Here is a 24,401-nt window from a genome sequence, read left to right on the forward strand (position 1 = left end):
GTGGAGTTCAGGGACTGGTTCGGCAGGGGGAGCCGGCGGCAGGCCGCCGGCCCGCCCGGCTCGGGGCCTGCGGGGGACGGCACCGGAGACGGTACGGAACCCGCGGCTGCCGTGCCGGAGGCCGTCCGGCCCGCGCGTCCGGACGCGGACTGGGACGGCGGCTGGCGGCGGGTCGCGCCACCCGTCGTGACCGTCGCCCGGTCCTCGATCGGGGTGAGCGACGGACTGCGCTTCAGGTCCCGGCTCGCCTCGTGGCAGAACGTCGCGTACGGAGGCGAGCTCGGCCACGCCGTCCTGCCCTCCGCGCCGGTGGGCCTCATCCACGGTGTGGCGCGGCCGGGTGTCGCCCGTCCCACCGCCCCCGGAACGCCGCCCCTTCTCCTGCGCGCCGCTGCCGGCGGACAGGAGGAGCCGGTCCAGGCCGCTCCGTCCACCGCCCCGGGGCGTACGCCTGCCGGGCAACGGACCCCGGCAGCCGTCCAGAGGCCGGGCGGCACGCAGTCCCGGAGCACCGCCGGGCGTGAACCGGCGGGCCGGCCGCCCGGCTTGGGCGAGGCGGCCCCCGTGGCCGGGGCGACCGCCAGGACCGGGGCGACCGCCAAGGCCGCAGCGGCCCCCGTCGCCCCCGCGTCCGCGGGCACCGGACCCACCACCACTCCCGCACCCACCGCCGCGTCGCCGCAGGCGCGGCCTGCCCCGGTCCGGCCCCGGCGCACCGCGCCGTCCCTGATCGTCGCCCGCCGGCCGGCGACGGCCCTGCGGAACCTCGCCGCCGTCGTGCCTGCCGGAGCGTCCGCACCGGCCACGCGGGCCGAGCCGGCGGCCGGGCCCGGCCGTACGGACTCCGCGAGCGTGCAGCCCGGGGCGCGCCTGCCCGGCGTCCCGCCCGAGCGTTCCCCGGGCGGGCCTGCCGGACCTCCCGTACGTCCCGCCCTGGGCAGGCCTCTGCGTCAACTTCCGCCCGGCGTGGCTCCCTTCGGCCCGTCCGGCAGGGACGGCGGCGCACCCTCCGGCTCAGCCGTGCCGCAGGACCCGGCCCTGCCCGTGGTCCAGCGGCAGACGCCGGAGACGGCCGCTCCCACGGCCGCTTCCCCCGCTCCGGCGACCCCCTTCCCGGGGCGGGGGAGGCCGCAGGCGCAGGGGCAACCGGAACAGGGCACGGCGGGACGCCAGGAGAGCCGGCCGCCGACGGAGCGCCAGGTGGCGGGGCGACAGCCTTCGGTTCCCGGTGCCGCCCCGGCATCCGGGCCCGCCACCACGCGGGCCGGCACACCTGGTCCTTCGCCGGTCGTTCAGCCCGCACCCGCAACCCCCGCACGCCGCACGGGTGCGTCCGCACCGGACGACGCCTCCGCCCTCGCGCCCCGCGGCCCGGCTTCGCAGGCCCGCATCAGGGGCGGGCTCGGCGCACCCCTCTCCTCCCTTCCGCCGACCGCCGGCACCTCGCACGACGCCCCGCTGCTCGGGGACCCCCGTCGCGCGCGGCCCGGAACCACGGGCCCGCTGCCGGGCGGCCCGCAGGCGGGGGAGCCGCCGACGTCCGCGCCCTCCGCGCAGGCGCACACCGGAATGCCCCTGCGCCCTCCGGCCCACCCCGGCGCCGGGTCCGCTTCCCCTTCCGGGCAGCCGGCGGCCGTCCAACGGGCCGCGGACACCACCCGCACGTCCACGACCACGGTCACGCCGTCCACTCCCACGGCCCCGGCCACTGCGCCCTCTCCGGTACGCATCCGGCGGATCGCCCCGCGAGGGCCCGAGGGACAGGCGCCGGGGCCTGCCGTGGGAGGAGGTCCCGCGCCGGTGGCCGTCCAGCGGTCGCGCGCCCTGCTCACCGCACGGACGCTGACCGTGAATACCGGTGCGGCCGAGGGCTTCACGGCACCGGTATCGGCCGCCACCACGCGGCCGGTCGTGGCGGCGACCTGGCGGCGCGACGTCCGGCGGCCGGGCTCCGACGGGCCGCCCCCGGCCGGCGGCGGCGGCACGCGGGCAGAGGAGCGGCGGGACACCCGGACCACCCCGGACGCCGTCACGCCCGCAGGACCGGAGCGTCGGACCCCCGGCGCCACGGTCCAGCGGTCCGTGACAGGCACTCAGTCCGCCGGCAGCCCGTCGGCCGGCAGCTCATCGGGCAGTGGCCCGTCGGCCGGCGACCCGAGTCCGAGCGCCCGGGCGCAGGTGCCCCCGCGCTCCTCAGGCTCACGCCGTACCGCCCCGCGAGCACATGCACCGGGCGAAGGCGGGAAGGCCGGGAGCGCCGGCAGCCCCGCCACGGCCAGGTCCGTCCGGCCCTCCGTCCGCTCCCTCGTACGCCTGGTCCAGCGCTCGGCGCGTGGCGCCGCCCCTTCCGTGCCGCCCCCGCCCGGCGACCATCCGCCCGGCCGGGAACCATCCGGGCCCCCCGCCACCCGCCGGGCCGAACCGCCGTCCCCCGCACCGCAGTCCGCCCCGCCCGGGCCCTCCGCGGCACCGCCCGTCCCCGTAGTGCGCCCGCATCCGCCCGGATCCGCCCGGCCCGGGGGCGCCGCCGTGCCGGTGCAGCGCCTCCAAATGCCGGTGGTACCCGAAACCGGCGTACCCGCCACCGGGCCCGCGCCGGCGAGCGACGCCCCGTCCGGTGCACCGCAGGAGCTCGCCGTACGCGCCTCACGCCCCGCCCCGGTCCGGCCCGGCGGAGCCCCGGGAAGCCCCGCGCCCCGGAGCCCTGCCCCCGGCAACCGTGCCCCGGGCTCCCGGGCCCAGGCGCTCCAGCGCGCGGTGGACGAGGCGGGGCTCGCCGGGGTCCCGGTACGGGCGGTGCAGCCCAAGCCGGCCCGTACCCCCGCCACGACCGCACCGGAAGCCGGCGGAACGCCGCGATCGGACGAGGCCACCGGCGGCGTGGACATCGAGGAACTGGCCCGCCGGCTGCTCGACCCGGTCAGCAGGCTGATCCGGGCGGACCTGCGCAGAGGACGGGAGCGCTCCGGACGGCTGCACGACGGCCGCCGCTGAGGCCCGCACCCGACGGCACCCCACGGACCGCAGAGAACCCGCCCGCCACCCCACGGACAGCAGAGAAGAAGAAGAGAAGCACATGACGGACAACATCTTCGCGACGAGCGTGTTCTTCAAGCTCGCCATCGGGGGGAGCGACCTCGGGGCCTTCCACACCTGCTCGGGGCTGGGTGCAGAGGTGGAGCTGGAGCAGTACGCCGAGGGCGGCAACAACGGCTTCACCTGGCAGCTGCCGGGGCGGATCACCTGGACCAACATCACGCTGACCCGCCCCGTCACCGCCGACACGCTGAAGATCGCGCGATGGCTGAACGAGACGACCCAGCGGGTGGAACGCAAGGACGGCGAGATCGTCGCGCTCCGTCCGGACCTCAGCCGGATCATCAGCTGGCAGGTCCAGGGCATCGTGCCGGTGCGCTGGCAGGGGCCCTCCTTCGACCCGTCCAGTTCCGAGGCGGCGATCGAGACCCTGGAGATCGCGCACGAAGGCCTGGTGCCGTCCTGATGGGCCGTCCGTTCCGCAGTGCCCGAGCCGATGACGTGGACGAGCAGGAAGGAGGAACTCCGTGGCAGCGACTGCCCGTACAAGCCGTGCCCGTGCCCAGCTGACCATCATGGAACCGCCGGCGGACGTGGGAGCCAAACCGGCCGGCACCCTTGCCCGGCTCACGCTGCAGTTCAATCCGGCGACGCTCTCCCTGAGCAAGAGCACCGAGTGGCGGCGCACCCCCTCCCGGACGGCCGGCGAGTCCGCGCTGCCGGAGTTCGTGGGCAGCGGGCCCCGGTCGCTGTCCCTGGACGTCTTCCTGGACGCCACCGCCACCCACGACAACTCGGTGGAGAAGGCGGTGGAGCAGCTGATGACGGCCTGCGTGCCCACCCCGAGCAGCCTGGGCCGCAAGAAGCCGTCGAGCCCCTGGGTGCGCTTCGACTGGGGAACGTCGAAGACGACGTCGTTCGACGGGGTCCTGTCGAGCCTCTCCGTCTCGTACACGCTGTTCGACGTCGACGGGAAGCCGCTGCGCGCCACCTGCTCCCTCTCGATCGAGGAGGCGAGCGTCGACCCGGCCGGCCAGAACCCCACGTCCGGATCGCGGGAGGCACGCCGTACCCACCGGGTCGTCGCCGGTGACAGCCTGCCGCTGCTCGCCTGGCGCGAATACGGAGACGCCACCGCGTGGCGCACGATCGCCGAGGCCAACGACATCGACGACCCCATGCAACTGGCCCCGGGCACGGAACTCCTCGTGCCCGGACTGGAAGACCACGCCCCGGAGGGCACCCGGTGACCGCACCCGCCCGTTCCTTCGCCGCCGACCCGATCGTCGAGGCGCCCGCCGAGCTCCCCCAGGCCTGGGCGGCCCAGCTCGTGAGCTGTGCGGTCGACGAGAACGTCGGCCTTCCGGACACCGCCGTACTGACGTACCGGGACCCCTACCACACGCTGCTCACCGCCACCGGAATCACCATCGGCACACCGTTGAAGATCTCGGTGGTCACGGTCCAGGAGCGGGCGCGTGAGCGGCTGTTCACCGGCGAGGTCACCGCACTCGAACTCGACAGCGACACCACCGGCTCCTTCACCGTCGTCCGCGCCTTCTCCAAGGCCCACCGGCTCCAGCGCGGGCGGAAGGTGGTGGCCTTCCGCAACATGAAGGCCGCCGACATCGTCCGCAAGGTCGCCGCCGGTGCCGGACTCACCTGCGGGAAGGTCGAAGCGGCACCCGTCATGTACAAGCAGCTCACCCAGCCCAACGTCTCGGACTGGGACTTCCTCCAGTACCTCGCGGGCGAGAGCGGCGCGCACGTACGGGTGGACGAGAAGGGCCTGTTGCAGTTCGTGAAGCCGAAGCCCGCCGCCTCGGCGCCCTCGCCCTCCACCTCCGCCACCCGGCATCCGATGGTGCTGGAGTACGGGCGCAACCTGCTGGCCCTGCGCGCCGTGCTGACCGGCGCGGACGGGGCGGACAGCGTCGAGGTGCGCGGCTGGGACGTGGAGACCAAGACCCGGCTCGTGGCACGCGAGCCGTCAGTCCGCTCCACCACGGTGGTCCCCGGGATGAGCCCGTCCGTCGCGGCCGGGGCGTTCGGCCCGAAGGCCCGGATGACGGTTGCCGACACCCCGTACCGGACCCAGGCCGAGGCCGGTTCGGTCGCCGGCGCGGTGGCCGCACGGGTCAGCTCCGGCTTCGGGGAGATCGAGGCGGTCGCCGAAGGCAACCCCCGGCTGCGGGCCGGTGAACCGGTCGCCCTCGGCAACGTCGGACCCGCGTTCGCCGGCCGCTACACGGCGACGGCGGCCCATCACGTCCTCGACCCGCACGGCGGCTACCGCACGACCGTCCTGGTCAGCGCCGCCCCCGACCGCTCCCTGACCGGGCTCACCGGCGGCGGCGACGTATCCCCGCGCGGCCCCCGCATTCCGGGCCTCGCGATCGGAGTGGTCACCGACATCCGCGAGGGCAAGGGCAAGGGCGAACGCGGTTCGGTCCGGCTGAAGTTCCCCTGGCTCGACGACACGTATGTGTCCGACTGGGTCCGTACGGTGCAGTGGGGCGGCCAGGGCGGCGGCGGGGTGTTCAGCCCCGAGGTCAACGACGAGGTGCTGGTCGGCTTCGAACAGGGCCTGCTGGACAGCCCCTACGTGCTGGGCGGCCTCTACAACGGCGTCGACAAGCCGTCGCCCCACGACGTGCCGCTGGTCGACCCGACCAGCGGAAAGGTCAACCGACGCTCCCTGGTGTCCCGTTCGGGCAACAGGATCGAGCTGCTCGACGCCCCGCGCGGCCCGTCCGGAGTGCGGCTCGCCACCGGGGACAAGCAGTTGGAGGTCACCCTGGACGAGCGGAAGGGCGAGATCGCGCTGAAGGTGTTCGCCCGCGGCACCTCCCGGGTGCTGAGTTCCCTCTCCCTCGGCCGGTCCGGGATCACGCTCGACGCCGGTACGGGGAACGTGAACGTGAAGGGAGCCTCGGTGACCATCAACGGCAAGACCGGGGTCACCGTGGACGGCGGACTGCTCGCCGTCCTCAAGGCCAGGCTCATCCGGATCAACTGACCCCCGAACCCGCCCACCGGTACGACTTCCCGGCCCAGCAAGGAGAACAGCAGCCATGCCCCCCGCAGCCCGCACGGGCGACCCCACCGTCCACGGAGGACTCATCGGCACCCCGCCACCGGGTGCGGTGGCCGTGGCCACCGTGCTGATCGGCGGCCGGCCGGCTGCGGTCACCGGCAGCCTGCACGTGTGCGTCATCCCGCCGCACGCCCTGCTCGGACCGGGCAACGTCGTCATGCCGAACCCGGCCGCAGCGGCCGGCGGCATGGTCCTGATCGGCGGACTGCCGGCCGCCCGCATGGGAGACACCACCAGCTGCGGCGCCAAGATCATCAGCGGCGCGCCGAACGTCCTGATCGGAGGACCGCTGTGAGCACGGGCGGATTCATCGGCCGCGGCTGGGGCTTCCCGCTGCGGGTCGGCGCCACGGGCGGCATCGGCATGGTCGAGCGGGACCAGGAGATCGAGGAGGCCATCGCTCTGGTGCTCGGCACCGCACCGGGGGAGCGGCCGATGCGGCCCGAGTTCGGCTGCGGCATCCACGACTACGTCTTCGCGCCCGGCGACGGCGCCACTGCCGGGCGCATAGCTCACGAGGTGCGTACGTCGCTGGAGCGCTGGGAGCCACGCATCGAGGTGACGGACGTGGTGGTCGCCTTCGACACCGTCGACGAGGGAACCCTCTACATCGACGTGCACTACACCGTGCGGTCCACCAACGACCTGCGCAACCTCGTCTTCCCCTTCTACACCATCCCGTCCTCCGGGAGCCCCGAGGCGAGTTCCGAAGAAGCGGGGGCGGCCTGATGTCCCTGCCCTCCCCCAACCTGGACGACCGGCGCTTCCAGCAACTCGTCGACGAGGCCAAGCGGTACGTCCAGCAGCGCTCTCCCGAATGGACCGACCACAACGTCTCGGACCCCGGGGTCACGCTCATCGAGACGTTCGCGTACATGGTCGACCAGCTGCTGTACCGGCTGAACCGGGTGCCCGACCGGAACTACTCCGCCTTCCTCGACCTGCTGGGCGTGCAGCTGTTCCCGCCGACGGTCGCCCGCGCCGACGTCGACTTCTGGCTGTCCGCGCCCCAGCCGGACACCGTGCGGCTCCCGGCCGGAACGGAGGTCGCCACCGCCCGGGGCGAGACGGAGGAGGCGGTGGTCTTCTCGACCGCCGATGACCTGGCGATCGTGCCGAGTTCACTGATCAGGCTGGTCACCGCCCCCGCGTCCGGAGACCAGACCGACCGCACCGCGCCGCTGGGTGCGGGCAAGGACATCCCCTGCTTCCAGTCCCGGCCGGAGCCGGGCGACGCCCTGCTGTTCGGGCTGCCCACCGCCGTACCCCGGTGCATCGTCGCCGTACGCCTCGACAGCCGGGTGGAGGGCGTCGGCGTCGACCCCCGGCAGCCGCCGCTGGTGTGGGAGGCGTGGGACGGCGCCCGCTGGGTGCCCTGCCTGACGGGGACCGACAGCACCGGAGGGCTGAACAAGCCCGGTGAGGTCACCGTGTTCGTCCCAGCCGGGCACACGGCCTCGGTGACGGCCGGAGTCCGGGCCGGGTGGCTGCGCTGCCGGGTCACCGCCCCGGAACCGGGCCAGCCCTTCTACTCGGAGTCGCCGACGATCCGGGAGGCCGAGGTGTTCACCGTCGGCGGCACCACCGGCGTCGAACACGCGGAGACCGTCCTCGACGTACCGCTCGGCACCTCCGAAGGGGTCGCCGGCCAGAGGTTCTCCGTGAGCAGGGTGCCACTCCTGCTGGACGGGGAGCCGCCCGTCGTCCAGGTGTCCTCCGCCGAGGGCTGGCAGGTCTGGACACCGGTGGAGCACTTCGGCGCCTCGTCCCCGGACGACAGGCACGTACGGATCGACGCCGTCAACGGCGAGTTCGCCTTCCCGCCGGAGGTCCGCGAAGCGGACGGCACGATGCGTGTCTACGGGGCCGTGCCCCCCAAGGGCGCCCAACTCCGCATCCCCCGCTACCGGACGGGCGGCGGGTCGGCCGGGAACGTGGCCCGCGGCGCCATCCGGGTCCTGCGCAGCTCGGTGCCGTACGTCGCCGGCGTCGACAACCGCGAGGCGGCCCGCGGCGGGGTCGAGGGCGAGAGCGTCGAGAACGCCAAGGTGCGTGCGCCCCACATCCTCCGGGTCCAGGAACGGGCGGTCACGGCCGAGGACCACGAGGTCATCGCCCGCGAGGCCGCGCCCTCGCTGCGCAGGGTCCGCTGCCTGCCCGCCGTCACGGGCGAGGGCGGTGCGGTGCGCGTCCTGGTGGTGCCCGACGCGGTCCCCGACGAAGGCGGCCGGCTGCGGTTCGAGCAGCTGATCCCCCCGGACTCGGTGCTGGCGGCGGTCGCCGGGCGGCTCGACGAACGGCGACTGGTCGGCACCCGGCTGATCGTGGAGCCGCCCGCCTACCAGGGCGTCACCGTCGTCGCCGAACTGGTGGCGGCCGACGGCGATGTGGACCGAGTCCGCGCCGAGGCACTCGACGCGCTGTTCCGCCACATCGACCCACTGCGGGGCGGCGCGGACCGGACCGGCTGGCCCTTCGGCAAGCCCGTGCAGTACGGCGAGATCTTCGCCGTACTGCAGGGCGTGCGCGGAGCCCGCCTGGTGGACGAGGTACGGCTGTTCCCCGCCGACCCGCTCACGGGACGACGGGGAGCGGCGGCCGAACGGATCGACGTAGCCGCGAACGCCCTCGTCTTCTCCCACCAGCACCAGGTCGTCGTCACCGCGGCCGGGGCCGGTGAGCGTCCATGACCAGGGCCGCGGTCCCCGGGCTGCCCAGCCGCTACCCGATCGGCGGGCTGCTGCCCGCCCTGTACGCGGACGACGACCTCGCCCAGCGCTTCACGGCGGGCCTCGATACCGTCCTGGCACCCGTGCTGTCGACCCTCGACAACCTCCCGGCCTACTTCGACCCCGCGCTGACCCCGGACGACTTCCTGCCCTGGCTGTCGTCCTGGGTCGGGGCCGACTTCGACCCCGCATGGCCGGTGGAACTGCGCCGGGCCGTCGTCGCCCGTGCCGTCGAGCTCCACCGGTGGCGCGGAACCCGCCGCGGCCTCACCGAACACCTCCGGCTCTGCTTCGGCGTGGAGGCCGACATCCAAGACGGCGGCGGCGCCGCCTGGTCGTCGGAGCCGGAGGGACAGCTCCCTCCCGCCCCGACCGGGGAACTGCTGGTACGGGTCCGGGCGCCGGCCGGGAGGCCGGTGGACGCGGCCCGCGTCCTGGCCGTGGTCCGGGCCTCGTGCCCCGCTCACCTCACCTGCCGGGTGGAGATCCTCCCAGGCGCACCGGACGAGACAGGAGACTGATGTGACGCGCTCGTGCCCGGCGTGCGGAGCCGCCAACGGCGAGGACGAGGACTTCTGCGGAAGCTGCGGTACGTACCTGGGGTGGTCGTCGCGCCGCGCCCGAACCCAGGCTGCGGTGCCGGAAGTTGAAGAACCTCCGGCCCCGGAGCCGGCCGCCCCGCCTGCGGCCGCGGCCTCGCCGCCGCCCCCGGTACCGGCCCCACGCCCCGTACCCGCACCCGCTCCCGCACCGGCTGCGGAGGAACTGCCGCGACCCCCGGCAGTCGAGCCGGAGGCGGCGGCCGATCCGGAGCCCACCCCGGCACGACGGGCCGAGCCCACCCCCGTGCGACCGGCGGCCCCGCCCACCCCCGTACCCCCGCCGGCCCCGCCCACCCCCGTGCGTCCGGCGCCGCCGGGCCCGGTGCGGCCGGAACCGCCGGCCGAGAACGAGCCCGTGGTGGCCGTACAGCCCGGTGTGCCGATCGCCCAGCGCCCCGTCGTCAGGCCGGTGGCGGCGAACGAGGAGCCGGACGGTGCGCCCTGCCCGTCGTGCGGGACACCCAACCGGCCGGGACGCAGGTTCTGCCGCAGCTGCGCAGCCCCGCTGAAGCCGGGTGAGCAGGCCGAAGCGCTGCCCTGGTGGCGTACCAGGTGGCCGTTCGACCGCAAGGTGCGGGCAGGGTCGGGGCGGCTGCTGCGGGGGAGCGTGCTGGCCCTGGTGATCGTCGGGATCCTGGTCGCGGGCTTCCTGCTCGTGCCGGCCGGGCGTTACGTCGTCGAGGACGTACGGGACAAGCTCGGCGGCACGGGGGAGATCAGCCCCACCGACGTCACGGCGAGCGCCGCCGCCCCCGGCCACCCCGCGAAGTCGGCCGTGGACGGGGTGACGAACAGCTACTGGGGCGCCCCGAAGCCCGGCGCCTCGCTCACCGCCGAGTTCGAGAAGCCGTTCCGGCTGGTCGGCGTCACGGTGCACACCGGGGTGTCGACGAAACCCGAGGCGTTCCGGCAGGGCGCCAGGCCGACACAGGCGGACCTACGCATCATGACGAAGGACGGGAAGGTCCACGAGAAGCCCTGGACACTCACCGACAAGCCCGGCGAACAGACGGTACGGACGGGCATCAGTGATGTCGTCTCCATCCAGTTCATCGTGCGGGAAGCGGCAGGACAAGGGGACGGGCACCCGATCGCCCTCGGGGAGATCGAGTACTTCAAGCGCACCTGAGGGCGGCACCGCGAGACTGTCCGACGCCGCCCCCCTTCACCGGATACGCGGCGTGGAACTCGTGGGCATGGAACTCAGGAGCGTGGAACTCAGATCTGGTTCAGGCCGCCGTCGACGTACAGGCTCGAACCGGTGATGAAGCTGCTCTGCTCGGAGGCGAGGAAGGCCACGGCCGCGGCGATCTCCTCCGGGCGCCCGAGCCGGCCCAGCGGCACGTGCGCAGCCAGTTGCTGCCTGAGGCCGGCGGCCTGCTCCGGGTCGGGAGCGAGCCCCGACAGGCCAGGGGTATCGGTCGGGCCCGGCGTGACGGTGTTGACCCGGATGCCGCGTCCCTTGAGCTCGTTGGCCCAGGTGCGGGCGAACGACCGGGTGGCGGCCTTGGACGCCGCGTACACGCCGAAAGCCTCCGCGCCCACGTCCACGTTGGTGGAGCCGTTCAGGATGACCGAGGCGCCGTCGTTGAGCAGGGGCAGCGCCTTCTGAACGGTGAACAGCGTCCCCCGGACGTTGATGTCGAAGAGGGCGTCGAAGTGCTCCTCGGTGACCTGCTCAAGCGTCACGAACGCGGCGACGGAGGCATTCGCGAACAGTACGTCCAGGCCGCGTCCCCGGCTGCGGATCGTCTCGTAGAGGCGGTCCAGGTCGGCCGGGTTCGAGATGTCGCCGATCACGGCGGTGGCGGCTGAACCGATCGTTTCGACGGCCGCGTCGAGTTCGGGCTTGCGCCGGCCCGTGATGAACACGTGTGCGCCCTCGGCCGCCAGTCGTACGGCGCTGGCCAGGCCTATTCCGGTGCCGCCGCCGGTGACGAGAGCGGTCTTCCCCTCAAGCGATCCCATGTGAACAACCTCCTCGAAGTTCTGCATCGATCGATGCAGAAATCGAACCGTAGCACTTCCGCATCGGTCGATGCGGAAGAGGTAGGCTGCGGGAGTGGAGACCAGGAAGAACGCCCCGATCGGCAGGCCGCGAGGATTCGACGTCGAGGAAGCCCTTGAGCGCGCCATGCTGGTCTTCTGGGAACACGGCTACGAGGGGGCCAGCCTGTCCGGCCTGACCGAGGCGATGGGCATCTCCACCACCAGCATGTACGCGGCCTTCGGCAACAAGGAGGAGCTGTTCCGCAAGGCCCTGGAGCGCTACACGGAAGGGCCGGGCGCCTACCTGACCCGGGCCCTGGAAGAGCCCACCGCCCTCGGCGCGGCCACCGCGATCCTGGCCGGTACCGTCCGGACCACCACCCGCCCGGCCCGGCCCCACGGGTGCCTGGGCGTCCAGGGCGCCCTGGCCGCCAGCGACTCCGGGCGCGGAGTCCGTGACCTCCTCGCCGCCTGGCGCAACAACGGCTGCTCCTCCGTCCGGGCGCGGTTCCAGCGGGCCGTCGACGACGGCGAACTGCCGCCGGAAACCGATCCGGGACTGCTGGCCCGCTACGTCACCACCTTGGCCTTCGGCATCGCGGTGCAAGCCGCGAGCGGTGTCGGCCGCGACGAACTCCAGGGGATGGCCGACGCCGCCTTGCGTAACTGGCCGCTCTCCTGAGGCCACGGCCCCCCGTTACTCCCCGGGCACGAGTTGGGCCGTCACCACTCCGTGCGGCAGCTCCGAGGTGGTTGCCTGCCCCCACACCGTCCACGTCCGCGACTCCAAGGTCACCGACGGGCCCCACCTTCGCCGTCGCCCCCGCCGCCTGGACCGCGTTCCCGGGGCACGCCGCGAACGGCTGACCAAGAGGCCCCGTGGGCACGGGGGTGTCCGGACGTTCAGTGCGGATTCACCCAGTCCGGTGTCCAGGTCCCGGCGGCGTCGGGGCGGGCCGCTGTGGCGGCGAGGTGGGCGCGGAGGGTGGCCAGCGCCGGGTGGGGGTTGTCGCGGTGCCAGAGGAGCGAGTGCGGGTAGACGGGCGCCGGGTCGGTCACCGGGATGCGGCGCAGGCCGTGGCCGGCGGGCCAGATGAGGCGGGTGTGCTCGCCCATGAACGTGGCCAGGGCCGGGGTGTCGGCGATGGTGTCGAGGAGCGCGTCGGAGCCGAAGTTGGGCCCGGTCGCCTCGATGGTGAGGCCGAACCCGGCGACGAGGTCGTCGTAGTAGGCACCCCATTCGGTACCGGGCACGATGCCGGGCATCCAGATCCGGTGCCCGGCGAGCTGGGCGACGGTCACCGACCGGGCGCCCGCCAGTGCGTGGGCGGGGCCGGTGAGGAGCTGGAGCGGCTCGTCGAGCACCCGGACGTACTCGATGTCCTCGGGAAGGGGCCGGCCGGGCGCACCGACGGCGCGGAAGGACGCGTCGATCGCACCGGACCGGATCGCGGTGACGGCCGCCTCGATCTCGAACAGCATCACCACGTCGAGTTCGATCTCGGGGTACGCGCGGTGGAAGCCCCGCATCAGGCCCGACTGCGCGCTGCGCGAAGCGATCACGTCGACGCGCAGCGGACGACGGCCGGGGCGCACCGACGCGACCGAGCGCTCGGCGATGCGCAGCAGCTCGCGCGCGTGGGGCAGGAACGCCTGTCCGTCGATGGTGAGCTCGGAGCCACGGGGGGCGCGGGTGAACAACCGCACGCCGAGGCTGCGCTCCAGCGCGGCGATGCGCTTGGAGACGGCCTGCTGGGTGATCGACAGGTCGGCGGCGGCCTTCTGGAACTGGCCCGCTTCCGCGACGGCGACGAAGGTACGTACTGCTTCGAGGTCCACGCCGATCCACCTTAGTGAACAACGGATGGTTGTGAGTGGTGGGCCGTGCGGTTGTTTGACCTGCGGCTGTGATGCTCGCTTAGCTCTCCCGGGTCAACGTCGGCTTGTTCGGGTGGGAGCGCTGCGCATGGTGGGCAGGAGACCGTTGGGCCGGGGGTTCGGCTGGCTGTGGACGGCGTATGCGGTGAGCGCCTATGGGTCAGGGCTGGGGTTCGGTGCATTGCCGCTGATCGCTGTGCTGGCCTTGGACGCCGGTCCCGCCGAGGTGTCCGCGCTGTCGGCGGTGGGGCCCGCGGTGGGCGCGCTGATCGCGCTGCCCCTCGCGCCGTGGGTGGAGTTCCGTCGCAAGCGCTCGGTCATGATCGCGATGGACCTGACCCGGTTCGTGGTCATGGCGACGATCCCGGTCGCCTATGCCTTCGGGCTGCTCGGTTTCGTACAGCTGCTCGTGATCTCGGCCGTGGTCGCCGCAGCCAAGATCGCCTTCAACGCGTCCAGTGGCGCCTGCCTCAAGGCCCTCGTCCGGCCGGACGACCTGCTCGTGGCCAACGCGCGGTTCGAGTCCACGAACTGGAGCTCCATCGCGGTCGGGCCACCGCTGGGCGGGGCGGCGATCGGCCTGTTCGGTCCGGTCGTCACCGTCGTGGCCGACGCGTTCAGCTACCTGCTCTCCGCGCTGTGCATCACCGCGATCGGCGGCCCGGAGGAAGCGCCGCAGAAACCCGGCAAGGACCCGGCCCGGGCGGGCGCGTTGCTCGACGGCTGGCGACACATCATGGGGCACCCCGGCCTGCGGGCTCTCTATCTCAACCAGATGCTCGTCACCGGTCTGATCATGGCCACCGAACCCCTGCTGGCCGTGCTCCTCCTCCGCCAGCTCGGCTTCCCGCCCTGGCAGTACGGCCTCGCCTTCGCCGCTCCCTGCGTCGGCGGGCTCATCGGCTCGCGGCTCGCCCGCCGTGTCGTGGCCCGCCACGGCCGCCCCTGGGTCTTCCGGACCGTCGGCACCCTGCGCGCCGTCTGGCTGATCGGCCTGGCCTTCGTCCGTCCGGGCGTCGTCGGCCTCGTCACCGTGATGGCGGTCGAGCTGGCGATCATCATCAACATGAGCCTGTACACCCCGGTGCTCGCCACCTACCGGCTCGAACAGACACCCGGGCATCTCGTCGCCCGCACCTTGTCGGCCTGGTCGATCGGCCAGCAGGCGTCCATCGCCGTCCTCACCGCGCTCGCCGGGCTGCTCGCCGACGCCACCGGCCCACGCGCCGCCCTCACGGTCGCGGGACTGCTCATGCTGACCACCCCGCTCCTGCTTCCCCGGCACGACCAGACGTCGCAGCGCGAGCCGGAACCGGCCCGGAACCCCTCATGACGGTCTCGGCGCAGGCCGATGAACAAAAGTCGGTACCGGGCCGCCGGCGTCTGCTGCGCGCGCTGGTACTCAAGCCGTAGATCGTGATCTTGCTGGTCGGGGCCGGTGCGGAATCGGCTGCGGCCACCGTTGATCATCGTGAGTTGTCGACAAACGAAGATCAGGCGGTGGCCATGGATGCCGGCGCAATACCCGCCCGGTGGCGGTCGATGTTCGACCAGGCAACGGGACGCATCGCCGGCCGGTTCGCCCGGGTCGAACCCCGCCGTCGGGCACGGGCATTGATGCTGGGCCTACTGTCTGACCGGACAGTGCGGTGGTCGATTCCCGGCCGACCGCACTCGGTGGCAGCCGATGCACCAACAGCCGCCGAGCATGCCGTTGTTGCCTTCGACGAGTTCGGCGAACGCGTCCCAGGCCGAGGCGTTCAGCCGGCGGACGGTGCAACCCACGGTCAAAGCCCCGTTCTCAGTGCCCGGCTGCCACTGCCCCAAGGAGGCGGGCGAGCTCGGCCGGCTTGGTGAACATCGGCCAGTGGCCGGAGTCGATGTCGACGAACTCGACCTGCTTGGCCCTGGTGAGCTCCGGCGCCTCGCCGGCAGCGATCCATTCGCGGGCCTGCTCCGGGGTGAACTCCGGGCAGACCACCACGACCGGAACCTCATAGCGGCGCTCGTCCGACAGCCGGACCACGCCCCTGGCCACCTGCTCGGGGACGGGGATGGCATCGGCTTCGATGCGCTGCCGCAGTTCCTCGTCGAGGTCGGCGCTGTCCGCACCCTCGAACGGGCCCCAGCCAGGGAAGGGCATGGCGCCGTCGCGCATCGCGAAGAAGTCGGCGTACGGCTGGCCGTCCTCGTTGGGGAAGCCGCCGATCAGCGCCAGCTTGGCCACCCGCTCCGGGCGCGCGTCAGCGGCCAGCCAGCCGAGGGTGCAGGCGGCCGAGTGCGCAACGAGCAGGGGCTTTTCCGCCGTTGCATCGACGGCGGCGAGGACCGTCGCCAGCTGCTCGTCGAGCGTGGCGGACGGGCGTCCGTCGCCCTGGCCCGGAAGGGTCACCGGCCGCGGGCGGTGACCGAGCGTCTCAAGGGCCGGTGTCACCGCGTCCCATGCGGTGCCGTCCAGCCACAGACCACCGATGAGCAGGATTTCCATAGTGAGATCAACTTTCCGTCGAGGTTGGAGCGGAGACAGCAGCCGAAGGCGTCGAGTCGACGCGGCCTGCCTGACCGGGCTTTGCCAGGCTAGGAGAGGTTCAGGACGATCTGCTTCCTGATTGTCAGGAAGCCGCCTACGCTGTCCGAGGTGGAGACTGGAACGAGCCCCACCGCCCGCGCGCTGCGCACCCTTGAGATCCTGCGGATCCGCCCCGGCACGACGGCCGAGCAGCTCGCGGAGCGGCTCGGGGTGACCGACCGCGCCGCACGTCGCTACGTCGCGATCCTCCGGGAGGCCGGCATCCCCGTGGATTCCGTGCGCGGCCCGCACGGTGGCTACCAGTTACGGCGCGGGACCAGGCTGCCGCCGGTGAGCTTCACCCAGACCGAAGCGCTCAGCCTGGTCATGGCGGTGCTCGACGGCAGGCCCGCCGCCACCGACCCCGGAGATCTCGTCGGCTCCGCCCTCGGCAAGGTCATCCACGCGCTGCCCGAGGGGATCGGGCGTCAGGCGGCCGCGCTGCGCGAGCATGCCGCTGCCGCGCCCGATCCGAGTGCGGTCTACGCCGATCCCGCCGTCACGAGCGCCCTGGTGGACGCGATCGCGTCCAAGCGGCGGGTGGTGATCACCTACCGGAGCGAGGCCGGCAACCAGTGGCAGGCGGAGGTGGACCCGTGGGCGGTCGTCGTACGCCGGGCGCGCTGGTACCTGCTCTGCCATTCCCATCGCGTGGACGCCGTGCGCACCTACCGGGTCGATCGGGTACTGGCGGCCGAGGAGAGTGCGGTCGGGTTCCGGATGCCGGAGGACCTCGACCCGGTCACGGTGCTGGAGGAGAACCTCGGCACCGGATGGGCCTATCCCACGCGGGTGCTCTTCGACGCACCGGTGGAGCGGGTCGTCCCGTGGGTCGGGCCGTCGATGGGACGGCTCGAACCCGTCGGGGCGGCGGGAGAGCACTGCGTGCTCGTCGGTAGTACCCGCAACCCGGCGATGTACGCGCAGGAGTGGCTGGCGGCGGTCCCTTTCGCCTTCCACGTCGTGGGCGGGACGGAGCTTCGGGATGCGGTTGCCGACCTGGCGTCCCGCCTTGGCGCGGCCGTGTCCGAACCGGCATCGGGGGCGGGACAGGGCTGGCGCCAAGGCGTCGGTGGCGAGTGAACTCCTGGTGGCTCTGGCGGAGGTCTGCCTTCACCGCATGCCTGCACGGCGACAGCTTCACAGCCGCGCCGAACTCGTAGTCGAACTCGTACGAGAACTGCTTGCGGGCGCCGTACCCACAGGCACTGCGTCCAGCGGTGTGCCCCTGTCGCGTCTTGATCGCGACGTGGGCGCCGCGCCGGTCGTGCCCGTGGCCTGACGAGCCCGGTGCGGTGGCCGACGGGTCTCACAACCCCGGCGCCCCCCACACCGGGAACCACCGCCCCAGGTCCTTCTCCACCCGCAGGTCGTCCCCGAGGGCGGCCCGGACCTGCAACTCCAGCTGGCTGTCGCGCTTCTCGCCCCCGCCGGGCACCGGGGCGAACGGGTAGAACGTGCCGCGCTTGTAGAGGTAGACCAGGGCCAGCGGCCGGCCCTCCGCGTCCCGGAAGCCGATCAGGGAGCAGAGCAGCTGCGGGCCGAAGCCGCCGTCCTGGAGCAGGGTGTTGACCGCGTGCAGGTCGTTGACCAGGGCCGCGATGTCCTCGGCCGGCTGCCGGGCGAGCAGCCAGGTGTATCCGTACGCGTCCCGGCTGAACTCCACCGGAATGCCGCCGCGCTCCGTGTCCGCGTCCAGCAGCTCCCGTACGTCCTCCTGGATACGGGCGAAGGTGGCACCCTCCACGCCCGCGAAGCAGACGGAGCCGAGTCCGGTCGGGACGAAACCCGTCGCCGCCTGGAGGGTGAGGGCGGCGGACGGGACGGCGAAGAGCTGGTCGAGGTCGGGGCGGACCGGCTTGCTGCGGCCCAGGATGGTGTCGAGCAGACCCACGGGGGCTCCTTACGGGCGGGACAGGTCGGCGGAGATGCGTGCCAGCTGGTCCAGACGCTGTTCCAGCGTCGGATGCGAGGAGAGCAGCCGGCCGATGCTCTCCTTGGAGGAGAAGGCCGGGACGAAGTAGAAGGCGTTGTACGGCTCCGCCTTCCGAAGGTCCTCCGTCGGGATCCGGGCCATCTGCCCGCTGACCTTGGTGAGGGCGGAGGCGAGGGCCGAGGGGCGGCCGGTGAGCAGGGCGGCCGTGCGGTCGGCGGACAGTTCGCGGTAGCGCGAGAGCAGCCGGGTCAGCAGGAAGCTCAGGGCGTAGACGACCGCACTGATCAGCGGGATCAGCATGATCGCGATACCCATGGGGTCATTGCTGCGGCTGTTGCGGGAGAAGCCGCCCCAGAGCGCGACACGGGTGATGATGCCGGCGAGGACGCCGAGGAACGAGGCGATCGTCATGACGGCGACATCGCGGTGCGCGACGTGCGACATCTCGTGGGCGAGGACGCCCTCCAGCTCCTCCGGCTCCAGTCTGCGCAGCAGACCCGTCGTGGCGCAGACGAGGGCGGTCTTCTCGCTGCGGCCGGTGGCGAAGGCGTTCGGTACGTCGCTCTCGGCGATGGCGACCCGGGGCTTGGGCATGTCGGCGAGTGCGCAGATCCGGTCGATGGCGCCGTGCAGCTCCGGCGCCTGTTCGGACGTGACCTCGCGGGCGCCCATGCTGAAGGCCGCGATGCGGTCGCTGAACCAGAACTGGGCGACGAACATGCCCCCGGTGATGATCAGGATGATCGGCCAGGCACCGCGGAGCACGGCCAGCAGGACGCCGACCAGGACCACGTACAGCAGGCCGATCAGGAACATGGTGGTGACCATGCGTGTGGTCAGACCGCGGTCGGGGGCGTACCGGCTACGGGTTTTGGTCATCGGTGACCTCCAGTCCTCACCTGCCTCCCATAGTGCTCCTCGGCTGTCGAAAGCGGATAAGGGCGGGCAGGTGGCGCGCTTCGGGGGATATGGCCGAACATCACCTAGCCGTTTAGGTGCCTGAGGCATCTAGTGGTGGGTGATCGGTAGGACGCCCCCCTCTCCTCGCGAGGTCCGCCATGACAGAGACAGACACGCAGACAGACACGCAGACCGAGACACAGACCGGGACCATCTCCTTCCCGCAGAACCGCACCTGCCCCTATCACCCGCCGACCGGCTATCCGAGCGCGAGCCGCGGTCAGCAGTCGGTGTCCCGCGTCCGGCTCTTCGACGGCCGTCCAGTGTGGCTGGTGACCGGGCACGCCGAGGCGCGGGCGCTGCTGGTGGACCCGAGGCTGTCGTCCGACCGGGAGAATCCCGCCTTCCCGTTCTTCGCCCCGCGGCTGGCGGAGACCTCCCGGCGGCGCGTCGAACTGTTCGGCCTCGACGATCCGGAGCACAACGTGCAGCGCCGGATGCTGATCCCGAGCTTCACGGTCCGGCGGGCGGCGGCACTGCGGCCGAGCATCCAGGAGATCGTCGACCGGCTGCTCGACGCGATGGCCGAGCAGGGGCCGCCGGCCGAGCTGGTCAACGCCTTCGCACTGCCCGTGCCCTCCATGGTCATCTGTGCGCTGCTCGGCGTGCCCTACGCGGACCACGAGTTCTTCGAGGTGCAGTCCCGCAAGCTGCTGCGCGGCCCCGCGGCTTCCGACGTCGACGCAGCGCGAGAAGCTCTCGACGAGTACTTCCGTACCTTGATCGAGCGGAAGCGGCGCGACCCGGGCGAGGGGCTGCTCGACGAGCTCATCGCCAAGCAGTTGGAGACCGGGGCGGTGGACCTCGACGAGCTGGTGCGGCTGGCCCAGATCCTGCTCGTGGCCGGTCACGAGACGACCGCGAACATGATCTCGCTCGGCACTCTCACCCTTCTCCAGCACCCGCACCAGCTGGCCCTGATGCGTGAGGGCGCCGCCGGGATGGCCTCGGTGGTCGAGGAACTGCTCCGCTTCCTGTCCATCGCCGACGGGATCTCACGGGTGGCCGTCGAGGACATCGAGGTGAACGGGGTGACCATCCGGGCGGGCGACGGTGTCCTGCTGTCCGCCTCGGTGATCAACCGGGACGAGGCCGTCTACCCGTCGCCGGACGAGCTGGACCTCGGCCGCGATGCGCGCAACCACGTCGCCTTCGGGTTCGGCATCCATCAGTGTCTGGGCCAGAACCTCGCGCGGGCCGAACTGGAGATCGCGCTGCCCGCGCTCTTCGGCCGCCTGCCCGGACTGAGGCCGGCGGTGCCCGCCGAGGAGATCCCGTTCAAACCGGGGGACACGGTGCAGGGGCTCCTCGAACTGCCCGTGACGTGGTGACCGGAAGCCGGGCGGAAGGACGGACGGACATGGGGATCGATATCGACCGGGACGTGTGCATCGGGGCCGGGCAGTGCGCGCTCGCCGCGCCGAAGGTGTTCACCCAGGATGACGACGGGCTCAGCGAACTCCTGCCGGAGGCCGAGCCCGGGCCCATGGTCGGCGAAGCCGCCCGCGCCTGTCCCGTACAGGCCATCACGATCAACTGACCCGGGCCCCGGAGCGGCGGGTGCTGTCAGGGCCAGAGCAGCTCCCGCGCCCAGCCCGTACCGTCCCGGTGGTAGCGCAGCCGGACGTGCCGCCGCCGGGCGTCGCCCTGGAAGAACTCGACCTCGCGCGGCTCGACCACGTACCGCGTCCAGCTCGCCACCTCCGCGTCCGGCTCCTCGGACGCCCGCTGCCACGCGGCGTCCGAGGCCCGGTCGAGTTCTCCCGTCGAGCCCAGCACCTCGCTCTGCCGCCCCACCAGCGCCGAGGCCAACGCCCCGGTCGAGCGGGCGTGCAGATCGGCGCGGCTCTCGGCGGGGGAGCAGGCGGTGACGGGGCCCCGGACCCGCACCTGCCGGCCCTGCGCGGGCCAGTAGAAGCCGAGCGCGGCGTACGGGCGGGCGGCGAGCTCACGGCCCTTCGCGCTGGTGGCGTGCGTGGCGAAGTGCCAGCCGCGCTCGTCGGCGTCGTGCAGCATCAGCGTGCGTACGTCCGGATGCCCCTCCGTGTCCACGGTGGCCAGCGTCATCGTGTGCGGCTCGGCCTGTCCGGCCGTGACCGCCTCGGCGAACCAGGCGTGGAAGAGGGGGAGGGGAGCGGGGGGTGCCACGGCCGGGTCGAAGGCGGGGAGCTCGATGTCCCAGACGCGCTGGGCGTGGAGGAGGTCGAGGAAGGGCTTCTGTGCGTCGCTCATGGCTCCATTCCACAGGACGGGCGGCAGGATCATCGGGGGTGGAGGCGGACGAGTTCTTCAGGCCTGGCGACGGAACGCAGGCCCGGCCCCTCACCCCCGACCCAGCACCACCGTCCCCGACGAGCAGAACCAGCCGCCCGTCCCCGACGCCACCGCCAGTTCCGGCAGCCGGCCCCCCGCCTTGCGCACCTGACGGGCCCCCGCCTCGCCGCGTAGCTGGCGTACCGCCTCCACCAGCAGGAACAGTCCGCGCATCCCGGGGTGGCAGGCGGACAGGCCACCTCCGTCCGTGTTGACCGGGAGTTCGCCCGTGAGGCCCGTGCGGCCCTTCTCCATGAATGACCCGCCCTCGCCCTTCGCGCAGAAACCCAGGTCCTCCAGCGTCACCAGCGTCATATAGGTGAACGCGTCGTAGATCTCGGCCAGGTCGATGTCCGCGGGCCGCACCCCCGCCCGTTCGAAGGCGAGGCGTCCGGACACGGCGGCGGGGGAGACCGTGAAGTCGTCCCACTCCGACATGGTGGAGTGCGAGACGTGCTCGCCGGTGCCGAGGATCCAGACGGGGGCCTTCGCCGTGTCCGGTACGTACTCCTCGGCCGCCAGCAGCACCGCGCAGCCGCCGTCGCTGCGGATGCAGCAGTGCAGCTTAGTGAACGGGTCGGCGATCATCGGGCCCGACAGCACCTCGTCGACCGTGACCGGCGTGCGGAACATCGCGTCCGGGTTGGCCGCCGCGTTCGCCCGCGCCTGCACCGCCACCTCGGCGAGCTGCTCCAGGGTGGTGCCGTACTCGTGCATGTGGCGGCGGGCGGCCATCGCGTACTTGGCGATCAGTGAGTGGCCGTAGGGCACCTCGAACTGGAGCGGGCCGCGGGCCCCGAAGGAGAGGTTGGACGTGCGGCGGCCCGCCTTGATGTCCGCCCGGGCCGTCGAGCCGTACACCAGAAGTACGGCGTTGGCGCGGCCCGCGGCGATGGCGTCCGCCGCATGAGCCGCCATGACCTCCCAGGTCGATCCGCCGACGGAGGTGGAGTCCACCCAGGTGGGTTTCAGCCCCAGGTACTCGGAGACCTCGACCGGGGCGAGCGTGCCGAGGCCGGCGGAGGCGAAGCCGTCGACCACCGACCGGTCCAGGCCCGAGTCGGCGAGAGCGCGGCGGGCGGCCTGGGCGTGCAGGGTGTACGGCGTGGCCGTGTCGACGCGTCCGCAGTCGGCGAGGGATATGCCGACGACAGCGACCTTGCGGCAGGAAGAGGGCGTGGCAGGCATGAATCTGACGGTACATCAGATCAGGGGGAGTGAACCGCCGTGCGGGGCTCGGATCCTGTGGTCCCTGTCGCGTTGCGCGACTCTGGGAATCTCGCTGCTTCACCCCTAGCATGACGGCCCGTCAGATCAGAGGCCGTTCGGCCTCTGAGGGGAAGGAGCCCGACGATGGATGCCGCCTTCACCGCGGAACAGGACGAGATCCGCCGTACCCTGCGCGAACTGCTGGCCGAGCACGGCGGACCCGACGGTGCCGGGAGCACCGCCGCGACACCGGACGGACCCGACGGCGGCAGGAGCGCCGCCGCGACACCGGACGGATACGACACGGCACTGTGGCACCGGCTCGCCCGGGACCTCGGGCTGCCCGGACTCGCCCTTCCGAAGGAGTACGGAGGCGGGGGCCGCGGCCCCGCCGACCTCGCCGTTGCCCTGGAGGAGACCGGCCGCGCCCTGCTGCCGTCCCCGCTGCTCGCCACCGCCGTGCTCGCCGCCCCCCTGGTCCTCGCCCTCGGTACCGGGGAGCAGCGCGCCGCCCTGCTGCCGTCCCTCGCGGCGGGCGAGCTCACCGCGGCCCTGGCCGTCCCCGGCGGCTCGCTGTCCACCGCGCTCGGCCTCACCGGCGATCTCACCGGCGGCGCCTGGGCGGGCGGCGGCCGGGCGGGCGGCGTGCAGGCCCGGCCGGCCGGCGGCGACGGCGGGTGGCGGCTGTACGGGGAGGCGGCCCAGGTGCTGGACGGGCACAGCGCCGGACTGCTCCTGGTCGCCGCCCACGCGGGCGGCTTCCCGCGCAGCCGCACCCTGCTGTTCCTGGTCCGGGCCGACGGGCCCGGGTCGCCCGCCGGTCTCGTCCGCACCCGGCAGGCCTCACTCGACGAGACCCGGCCGCTGGCCCGGGTCCAGCTGCGCGACACCGAGGCCGAACTCCTCGGCACCGACGACACCGTGGACGTGACCGCCGCGCTCGCGGCCACCGGGCGCACGGCCGCCGTCGTACTCGCCGCAGAGGCGGCCGGGGCGGCGGCGAGCGCGCTGGAACGGACGGTCGACTACGTCGGGGAGCGTGAGAAGTCCGGCCGGGCGGTCGGGTCCTTCCAGGCGGTGAAGCTCCGGCTGGCGGATCTGTACGTACGCGTGCGGTCGGCCCGCTCCGCCGCGTACTACGCGGCCTGGGACCCGGAGTCCGGCGGACTCGCGCTCGCCCAGGCGCTGGAGGCGCTCCGGATCACCACCGCCGAAGCGGTTCAGCTGCACGGGGGCATGGGCTGCACCTGGGAGGACGAGGCGCAGCTGTACTTCAAGCGGGCCGCGTCCGACGAACTGCTCCTCGGCCCCGTCCAACGGCTCCGCGACCATGCGGCCCAGCGGGCCGGGCTGTTCGGCCAGGAGCCGCACGGCGGCCCGGCAGGGCACGGGCCGACGGCCGGGCAGGTGGCGGTCTGATGGCGCCCGGTGTCCGGCTCGTCCAGAAGGTGTCCTCGACCCGCCTCTTCGCGCGGATCGCCCCGCACGTCGTGCCCGCCATGGACCGCACGGTGCACCGGCTCACCCGCGGCCGGGTGCTGCTCAGCGCGCAGATGCTGCCGGGGGTGGTGCTGACGGTGCCGGGGGCGCGCAGCGGGCAACTCCGGACCACCCCACTGGCCTGCATGCCGCAGCCGGGTGAGGGCGGGCCGGGCAGCTGGATTCTGGTCGGCAGCAACTTCGGCCGTCCGGGGCATCCGGCCTGGACGGCGAATCTGCTGGCGCGTCCGGAGGCGGCCGTCATCAACTGGAAGGGCAGCGACATTCCCGTACGGGCGAGGCTGCTGGCAGGGGAGGAGCGGGCCCGGGTGTGGGAGACGGCGCTGAAGTTCTGGCCGCCCTATGCGGCCTACCAGGCCCGGATCGACCGGGAGATCCGGTTGTTCCGGCTGGAGAGGCGGGAGGCGCTGGAGACGCTGGAGCAATCGGGGCCGTCGGGGCCGTTGGAGGGGCGCGACGGTCCTGCGTGACGTGACGGGGGCGGGGTGGGCGGTGTTCTGTCACGTGCGGGAACGCCGACGGCGGACCACATGCGTGGTCCGCCGTCGGTGAGACAGGACCTGGGGCGCCCGGGATCACCGCG

At 73.1% G+C, this 24,401-nt stretch carries 23 protein-coding genes; 16 read left to right on the plus strand and 7 right to left on the minus strand.

The annotated features are described in order from the left end of the window. From SH922_RS23120 to SH922_RS23160, 9 genes are all read left to right on the plus strand, one after another. Positions 1–2,994 (plus strand): hypothetical protein, encoded by a 2,994-nt coding sequence (locus SH922_RS23120; protein ID WP_393059802.1) that lies wholly within the window; start codon positions 1–3, stop codon positions 2,992–2,994. Positions 2,995–3,076: 82 nt separating this feature from the next. Next, positions 3,077–3,502: a phage tail protein gene (locus SH922_RS23125; protein WP_326737971.1), complete on the plus strand. Its 426-nt coding sequence runs from the start codon at positions 3,077–3,079 to the stop codon at positions 3,500–3,502. 109 nt (positions 3,503–3,611) lie between these two features. Continuing rightward, positions 3,612–4,286, plus strand: a complete 675-nt coding sequence (locus SH922_RS23130; RefSeq protein WP_393063663.1) for a LysM peptidoglycan-binding domain-containing protein — start codon at positions 3,612–3,614, stop codon at positions 4,284–4,286. Next, entirely contained in the window at positions 4,283–6,055 is a 1,773-nt protein-coding gene (locus SH922_RS23135; RefSeq protein WP_393059803.1) for a VgrG-related protein, read from the plus strand. Before SH922_RS23130 ends, SH922_RS23135 begins: the two co-directional genes overlap by 4 nt. 55 nt (positions 6,056–6,110) lie before the next feature. Further along, positions 6,111–6,428 carry a PAAR domain-containing protein gene (locus tag SH922_RS23140; protein ID WP_393059804.1) on the plus strand — a complete coding sequence of 106 codons (318 nt, stop codon included), beginning with the start codon at positions 6,111–6,113 and terminating at the stop codon, positions 6,426–6,428. Further along, complete coding sequence (locus SH922_RS23145; protein ID WP_393059805.1) at positions 6,425–6,862, plus strand: GPW/gp25 family protein; 438 nt, start codon at positions 6,425–6,427, stop codon at positions 6,860–6,862. The genes SH922_RS23140 and SH922_RS23145 overlap by 4 nt, the downstream gene beginning before the upstream one ends. Further along, positions 6,862–8,823: a putative baseplate assembly protein gene (locus SH922_RS23150; RefSeq protein ID WP_393059806.1), complete on the plus strand. Its 1,962-nt coding sequence runs from the start codon at positions 6,862–6,864 to the stop codon at positions 8,821–8,823. The genes SH922_RS23145 and SH922_RS23150 overlap by 1 nt, the downstream gene beginning before the upstream one ends. Further along, positions 8,820–9,383 carry a phage tail protein I gene (locus tag SH922_RS23155; RefSeq protein ID WP_393059807.1) on the plus strand — a complete coding sequence of 188 codons (564 nt, stop codon included), beginning with the start codon at positions 8,820–8,822 and terminating at the stop codon, positions 9,381–9,383. The genes SH922_RS23150 and SH922_RS23155 overlap by 4 nt, the downstream gene beginning before the upstream one ends. 436 nt (positions 9,384–9,819) lie before the next feature. After that, a complete protein-coding gene (locus SH922_RS23160; protein ID WP_393059808.1) occupies positions 9,820–10,593 on the plus strand; it encodes an NADase-type glycan-binding domain-containing protein in 774 nt (257 codons plus the stop codon). Positions 10,594–10,682: 89 nt separating this feature from the next. Here the strand turns inward: SH922_RS23160 and SH922_RS23165 are convergent, their stop codons facing one another. Continuing rightward, complete coding sequence (locus tag SH922_RS23165) at positions 10,683–11,432, minus strand: SDR family NAD(P)-dependent oxidoreductase (protein ID WP_393059809.1); 750 nt, start codon at positions 11,430–11,432, stop codon at positions 10,683–10,685. 94 nt (positions 11,433–11,526) lie between these two features. On the opposite strand from SH922_RS23165, the gene SH922_RS23170 reads away from it, so the two are divergent. Continuing rightward, entirely contained in the window at positions 11,527–12,135 is a 609-nt protein-coding gene (locus SH922_RS23170; RefSeq protein WP_393059810.1) for a TetR/AcrR family transcriptional regulator, read from the plus strand. Positions 12,136–12,356: 221 nt separating this feature from the next. Here the strand turns inward: SH922_RS23170 and SH922_RS23175 are convergent, their stop codons facing one another. Beyond that, the gene (locus tag SH922_RS23175; protein WP_393059811.1) at positions 12,357–13,292 is read right to left on the minus strand and encodes a LysR family transcriptional regulator; all 936 of its coding nucleotides are present in this window, start codon (positions 13,290–13,292) and stop codon (positions 12,357–12,359) included. Between the two features lie 127 nt (positions 13,293–13,419). Here SH922_RS23175 and SH922_RS23180 point away from each other — a divergent pair, with 127 nt between their 5' ends. Then, positions 13,420–14,664 carry an MFS transporter gene (locus SH922_RS23180; protein ID WP_393059812.1) on the plus strand — a complete coding sequence of 415 codons (1,245 nt, stop codon included), beginning with the start codon at positions 13,420–13,422 and terminating at the stop codon, positions 14,662–14,664. A 468-nt stretch (positions 14,665–15,132) separates the two neighbouring features. On the opposite strand, the gene SH922_RS23185 is transcribed toward SH922_RS23180, so the two are convergent. Then, entirely contained in the window at positions 15,133–15,819 is a 687-nt protein-coding gene (locus SH922_RS23185) for an alpha/beta fold hydrolase (RefSeq protein WP_393059813.1), read from the minus strand. A gap of 150 nt (positions 15,820–15,969) precedes the next feature. Here SH922_RS23185 and SH922_RS23190 point away from each other — a divergent pair, with 150 nt between their 5' ends. Further along, positions 15,970–16,983, plus strand: a complete 1,014-nt coding sequence (locus SH922_RS23190) for a helix-turn-helix transcriptional regulator (RefSeq protein ID WP_393059814.1) — start codon at positions 15,970–15,972, stop codon at positions 16,981–16,983. Between the two features lie 226 nt (positions 16,984–17,209). Here SH922_RS23190 and SH922_RS23195 read toward each other — a convergent pair whose 3' ends face one another. Next, complete coding sequence (locus SH922_RS23195) at positions 17,210–17,794, minus strand: hypothetical protein (protein ID WP_393059815.1); 585 nt, start codon at positions 17,792–17,794, stop codon at positions 17,210–17,212. Between the two features lie 9 nt (positions 17,795–17,803). Beyond that, complete coding sequence (htpX, locus tag SH922_RS23200) at positions 17,804–18,715, minus strand: zinc metalloprotease HtpX (RefSeq protein WP_393059816.1); 912 nt, start codon at positions 18,713–18,715, stop codon at positions 17,804–17,806. Between the two features lie 179 nt (positions 18,716–18,894). On the opposite strand from htpX, the gene SH922_RS23205 reads away from it, so the two are divergent. Together SH922_RS23205 and SH922_RS23210 are read left to right on the plus strand one after the other, a co-directional pair. After that, positions 18,895–20,127 (plus strand): cytochrome P450, encoded by a 1,233-nt coding sequence (locus tag SH922_RS23205; protein ID WP_393059817.1) that lies wholly within the window; start codon positions 18,895–18,897, stop codon positions 20,125–20,127. Between the two features lie 29 nt (positions 20,128–20,156). Further along, on the plus strand, positions 20,157–20,336 hold the full coding sequence (locus SH922_RS23210; RefSeq protein WP_393059818.1) for a ferredoxin: 180 nt from the start codon (positions 20,157–20,159) through the stop codon (positions 20,334–20,336). Positions 20,337–20,362: 26 nt separating this feature from the next. Here SH922_RS23210 and SH922_RS23215 read toward each other — a convergent pair whose 3' ends face one another. Beyond that, complete coding sequence (locus SH922_RS23215) at positions 20,363–21,028, minus strand: pyridoxal 5'-phosphate synthase (RefSeq protein ID WP_393059819.1); 666 nt, start codon at positions 21,026–21,028, stop codon at positions 20,363–20,365. Positions 21,029–21,118: 90 nt separating this feature from the next. After that, the gene (locus SH922_RS23220; RefSeq protein WP_393059820.1) at positions 21,119–22,297 is read right to left on the minus strand and encodes an acetyl-CoA acetyltransferase; all 1,179 of its coding nucleotides are present in this window, start codon (positions 22,295–22,297) and stop codon (positions 21,119–21,121) included. A 165-nt stretch (positions 22,298–22,462) separates the two neighbouring features. Between SH922_RS23220 and SH922_RS23225 the strand changes: the two genes are divergently transcribed. Then, the gene (locus tag SH922_RS23225) at positions 22,463–23,737 is read left to right on the plus strand and encodes an acyl-CoA dehydrogenase family protein (RefSeq protein WP_393059821.1); all 1,275 of its coding nucleotides are present in this window, start codon (positions 22,463–22,465) and stop codon (positions 23,735–23,737) included. Beyond that, the gene (locus SH922_RS23230; RefSeq protein WP_393059822.1) at positions 23,737–24,288 is read left to right on the plus strand and encodes a nitroreductase/quinone reductase family protein; all 552 of its coding nucleotides are present in this window, start codon (positions 23,737–23,739) and stop codon (positions 24,286–24,288) included. Before SH922_RS23225 ends, SH922_RS23230 begins: the two co-directional genes overlap by 1 nt. Positions 24,289–24,401 lie beyond the last annotated feature (113 nt).

The sequence above is a fragment of the Streptomyces sp. LN549 genome, from assembly GCF_043203805.1.
Lineage (GTDB): Bacteria > Actinomycetota > Actinomycetes > Streptomycetales > Streptomycetaceae > Streptomyces.

Coding starts and splice junctions, on each gene's coding strand:
- SH922_RS23125 (WP_326737971.1), top strand. CDS start 3,077: ATGACGGACAACATCTTCGCGACGAGCGTGTTCTTCAAGCTCGCCATC.
- SH922_RS23130 (WP_393063663.1), top strand. CDS start 3,612: ATGGAACCGCCGGCGGACGTGGGAGCCAAACCGGCCGGCACCCTTGCC.
- SH922_RS23140 (WP_393059804.1), top strand. CDS start 6,111: ATGCCCCCCGCAGCCCGCACGGGCGACCCCACCGTCCACGGAGGACTC.
- SH922_RS23150 (WP_393059806.1), top strand. CDS start 6,862: ATGTCCCTGCCCTCCCCCAACCTGGACGACCGGCGCTTCCAGCAACTC.
- SH922_RS23155 (WP_393059807.1), top strand. CDS start 8,820: ATGACCAGGGCCGCGGTCCCCGGGCTGCCCAGCCGCTACCCGATCGGC.
- SH922_RS23165 (WP_393059809.1), bottom strand. CDS start 11,432: ATGGGATCGCTTGAGGGGAAGACCGCTCTCGTCACCGGCGGCGGCACC.
- SH922_RS23180 (WP_393059812.1), top strand. CDS start 13,420: ATGGTGGGCAGGAGACCGTTGGGCCGGGGGTTCGGCTGGCTGTGGACG.
- SH922_RS23185 (WP_393059813.1), bottom strand. CDS start 15,819: ATGGAAATCCTGCTCATCGGTGGTCTGTGGCTGGACGGCACCGCATGG.
- htpX (WP_393059816.1), bottom strand. CDS start 18,715: ATGACCAAAACCCGTAGCCGGTACGCCCCCGACCGCGGTCTGACCACA.
- SH922_RS23205 (WP_393059817.1), top strand. CDS start 18,895: ATGACAGAGACAGACACGCAGACAGACACGCAGACCGAGACACAGACC.
- SH922_RS23210 (WP_393059818.1), top strand. CDS start 20,157: ATGGGGATCGATATCGACCGGGACGTGTGCATCGGGGCCGGGCAGTGC.
- SH922_RS23215 (WP_393059819.1), bottom strand. CDS start 21,028: ATGAGCGACGCACAGAAGCCCTTCCTCGACCTCCTCCACGCCCAGCGC.
- SH922_RS23220 (WP_393059820.1), bottom strand. CDS start 22,297: ATGCCTGCCACGCCCTCTTCCTGCCGCAAGGTCGCTGTCGTCGGCATA.
- SH922_RS23225 (WP_393059821.1), top strand. CDS start 22,463: ATGGATGCCGCCTTCACCGCGGAACAGGACGAGATCCGCCGTACCCTG.
- SH922_RS23230 (WP_393059822.1), top strand. CDS start 23,737: ATGGCGCCCGGTGTCCGGCTCGTCCAGAAGGTGTCCTCGACCCGCCTC.